This is a genomic window from Klebsiella sp. MS 92-3, assembly GCF_000195655.1.
Taxonomy (GTDB): domain Bacteria; phylum Pseudomonadota; class Gammaproteobacteria; order Enterobacterales; family Enterobacteriaceae; genus Klebsiella; species Klebsiella pneumoniae.
The window spans coordinates 1-3,288 of record NZ_GL882703.1 but is presented as its reverse complement, the minus strand read 5'-3'; the positions used below and the strand labels follow the sequence as shown (position 1 = coordinate 3,288).

5 protein-coding genes are annotated in these 3,288 nt (G+C 46.4%); 2 read left to right on the top strand and 3 right to left on the bottom strand.

What is annotated here, in order from left to right; all coding sequences use genetic code 11:
* The 3 genes from HMPREF9538_RS26395 to HMPREF9538_RS26405 all read right to left on the bottom strand — a co-directional run.
* Nucleotides 1–504, bottom strand: a 504-nt coding sequence (locus tag HMPREF9538_RS26395; protein WP_009483811.1) for a replication protein, incomplete at its 3' end; no start/stop codon positions are given.
* Between the two features lie 85 nt (nt 505–589).
* Nucleotides 590–811: a CII family transcriptional regulator gene (locus HMPREF9538_RS26400; protein WP_004191587.1), complete on the bottom strand. Its 222-nt coding sequence runs from the start codon at nt 809–811 to the stop codon at nt 590–592.
* A 39-nt stretch (nt 812–850) separates the two neighbouring features.
* Complete coding sequence (locus HMPREF9538_RS26405) at nt 851–1,069, bottom strand: helix-turn-helix transcriptional regulator (protein ID WP_004191589.1); 219 nt, start codon at nt 1,067–1,069, stop codon at nt 851–853.
* 108 nt (nt 1,070–1,177) lie between these two features.
* Between HMPREF9538_RS26405 and HMPREF9538_RS26410 the strand changes: the two genes are divergently transcribed.
* Together HMPREF9538_RS26410 and HMPREF9538_RS26415 are read left to right on the top strand one after the other, a co-directional pair.
* Nucleotides 1,178–1,837 carry a LexA family protein gene (locus HMPREF9538_RS26410; protein ID WP_004191591.1) on the top strand — a complete coding sequence of 220 codons (660 nt, stop codon included), beginning with the start codon at nt 1,178–1,180 and terminating at the stop codon, nt 1,835–1,837.
* 372 nt (nt 1,838–2,209) lie between these two features.
* Nucleotides 2,210–3,265, top strand: a complete 1,056-nt coding sequence (locus tag HMPREF9538_RS26415; protein ID WP_004191592.1) for a ParA family protein — start codon at nt 2,210–2,212, stop codon at nt 3,263–3,265.
* Nucleotides 3,266–3,288: the final 23 nt, after the last annotated feature.

Below are 3,288 nucleotides of genomic sequence, written 5' to 3'. Positions count from 1 at the left end.
AATATTGTCTTTATTGTCTTTTGTATGTTTGTCTTTTGTGTTTACCTGATTCGGGTAATAGGCGTTACCTGATTCGGGTAAACTTTTCTTACCTGATTCGGGTAATGTTACCTTTTTCAGGTAAGGTCTCTTTTCTGTACCTTTTACGGGTAAAGATGACCATTCGCTGACCGTTTTATTAATCCCGATAACACGACCGGTTTGAGTTAATATCCCCCGCTTAACCAGGACGCTTTTTGCAGCTGAGCACTTATGCGGGAGAATGCCGGTCAGCTCCGAGAGCTGCTCGTTACTGACCCAGTCAGATTTCTTGTTGAAGCCGTATGTTTTGCGCATGACAGCCATGAACACCAAAAGCTGATGCTGCGACAAACCCGCACGCATGACAGCTTCAAGGAGCTCATTGGCGATGCGCGTAAACCCATCGTCGAGATCTGCCACGCGCAGCTCCTGTAGTGCCACGACAGGCACAGGGAAATTGATTACCTCGGCAGTATTTGCCATAATTACTCCTGTGAATTTGTTCAGTTAATTCGCGTAGAAAGCCGTTAGTGTTCGCGCACTGCGGCTTTCGCCTTTCTGTTCCCACTTATGCTTCAAAGTCACCTTTCTCTCCCGGCCTGTTAGAAATCAGGATGGCCAGCAGTAGCGACATGTTCGGCAGCAGACTTTCCCGCCAGCGACTCACCGTCGACTTATTCACTCCGGCCACTTTGGCGATATTCGTGGTTCCCAGTTCAGCTATCTGGCTGTGTAACCAGCTTTCTATCCTGCGAGCCTCCACTTTGTTGCGTGTCATTGAACTCTCCATTTGCAATACTTCCTCTGGTGTTGATTGAAAGGCCGCCGGTTAGGCGGCACTGGCTTTTGATGGGGGGAAAACGTCGTCAATGCTGACGCAAGCTCCGTATTTGTTGAGCGCAGCAACAATCTTTCTGCATTGCTCAATACTGAGATCCCGTTTCCCGTTTTCGTAATGGCAGATAGCGCCGGCCGTCAGATTAAGCTCCGTCGCTATCTGGCGCTGTGTAAGCCCTGCTCGACGTCTGATCTTGCTTAGATTGTTCATGTCGGGTCTCCTCTAAACAGTTTTAATATACATATTGTATTCTTTTCTTGCAAGGTAAATATACAAATTGTGACTCGAAGAAAGATATACAACTTGTATCATTTGGGTATGAGCATGAAATGGTATGACCTAGCAAAGTCCCTGATGAAAACGAAGGGCATAAACCAGGAAGAGCTGGCAGAGCATCTCGGGATCACCAAAGGTGCCGTTAGTCATTGGCTCAACGCAAGGAGAGAGCCCAGTCTGGAGGACATAGCTAAAATTCTTCGCTTCCTCGGCAAGAATAATTTTTCTGTGGGTGCTGGCGGCATGATAATTGATGAAAACATCAAGGGTGATGTTGAGTACGTTGGGCCCTATAAGCGCGGCAACGAATATCCAGTGCTTAGTAGTGTTCAGGCTGGATCGTGGCGAGAGGCTATAGAACCTTATTCCATCAAAGATGTTGATCTGTGGCTTGAGTCGAATGCACATATCCAAGGGGAAGCGTTCTGGCTGCTTGTTGAAGGCGATTCCATGACGTCACCAGTCGGGCTAAGCATTCCAGAGGGTACCTACGTTTTGTTTGATACCGGCCGAGAGCCAGTAAATGGCAGCCTTGTGATCGCAAAGCTATCCGAATCAAACGAAGCGACATTCAAAAAGCTGATTATTGATGGGGGACAGAAGTACCTGAAGGGCTTAAACCCTCAATGGCCATTGGTTCCCATCAACGGAAACTGTCGAATCATTGGTGTGGCTGTAGAAACTAAGTTGAGACTTGTGTGATCGGCAGCATGCCGCAGACGTACAGGAAGCATGGGTAAAGCCTTAGCACACAGAGGAAGCATGTCTGATCTGATTATCCCAATACTCATTACTTTGCTGATTATCGGACTGGTTGGGATAGTGCTCAGGCTGGATAAAGTTTTCTTCAAGCAGAAGGATGAGCGCGATGACTTTGAGTGAGCCAGACCGGTAGTTCGATGTGTTTTTGGTAATGCCGCAGACGTACAGGAAGCATGGATAGCCAGTAAGTGGCCTGATGAGGTGTTTGGATGATGAGAGGTAACAGAGGTGATGTGGCTCAGGAAAATAACAAACCATAAATCATATGAAACTAAAGGGTTGCCTCTAGATTGTTAATAAGGAACTGTTAATATGACTATAACAGCAAAACAAGCAGCACAAGGCGTTGATGACACCATGAAATCATATGCAATCTGGAACAACAAAGGTGGAGTAGGTAAAACCTATCTATCATTCGCAATGGCGACAGAGTATGCTCGCCAGAATCCAGAAAAACGTGTGATTTTCGCGGACATGTGCCCCCAGGCAAACCTTTCTGAAATTTTGCTTGGAGGTAATGGGACTGGCGCATCCAGACTTGCAGCATTAATCCAACAGCGTAAAACTATTGGTGGATATTTCGACCGCAGAACACGCAGCCCTCACATGATTACTGGGGCTGAAACAAGTTACCTGATTCATGCCAATGAAACTAATTCCCATATACCAGCCAACGTTTTCTTGATCGCTGGCGACCCAAGTTTAGAGGTACAAGCTCAGGTTATTAACCAGTTGAGCAGCGTTAACCTTCCTGTAGATTCTTGGAAGAGCATCCATTTATGGCTGCGTGACTTACTTGTGGCATGCGCACAACAGCAGGGAATTGAAGATACTGTTTGCTTCATTGACTGTAACCCCAGCTTTTCGGCATATACAGAGCTTTCTCTTATAGCAGCCAACGCGATCATTGTTCCATGCTCGAGCGATGGCTCATCTGCTCGTGCTGTTGATAACCTAAGCCAGCTGGTCTATGGGGTAGGAGTTCAGAACGATTACAGGGCAGTTAACTTCTATGACAGATGCTTAAACTTCGGGATTTCCGTACCCGTCATTCACTCCCTGGTTTTCAACCGTTCTACTGAGTATGACAAAAGAGCAAGCAAGGCATTCTCAGCAATGTTCAATGAGATAATGCTAAGAGCTGAAAACTTAAGAAAAATTAAGCCTAACTCCTTTCAAGGTGGAGAACTCAAAACTTTTACAGTGCCAGACAATCACTCTGTTGCAATTGTATCTTCACACTTGGGGCGACCTCTTTTTGATATTACCCCGGGCAGATACCAAATTCACGACACAGAACCTCAGATCAATAATGAGCCACTTGAAAGATATGGAACAGCTATCAAGACACTGGTTCAAAGTCTATAGAGCAACCCGGCCACCGAGCCGGG

Coding starts and splice junctions, on each gene's coding strand:
- HMPREF9538_RS26400 (WP_004191587.1), bottom strand. CDS start 811: ATGGAGAGTTCAATGACACGCAACAAAGTGGAGGCTCGCAGGATAGAA.
- HMPREF9538_RS26405 (WP_004191589.1), bottom strand. CDS start 1,069: ATGAACAATCTAAGCAAGATCAGACGTCGAGCAGGGCTTACACAGCGC.
- HMPREF9538_RS26410 (WP_004191591.1), top strand. CDS start 1,178: ATGAGCATGAAATGGTATGACCTAGCAAAGTCCCTGATGAAAACGAAG.
- HMPREF9538_RS26415 (WP_004191592.1), top strand. CDS start 2,210: ATGACTATAACAGCAAAACAAGCAGCACAAGGCGTTGATGACACCATG.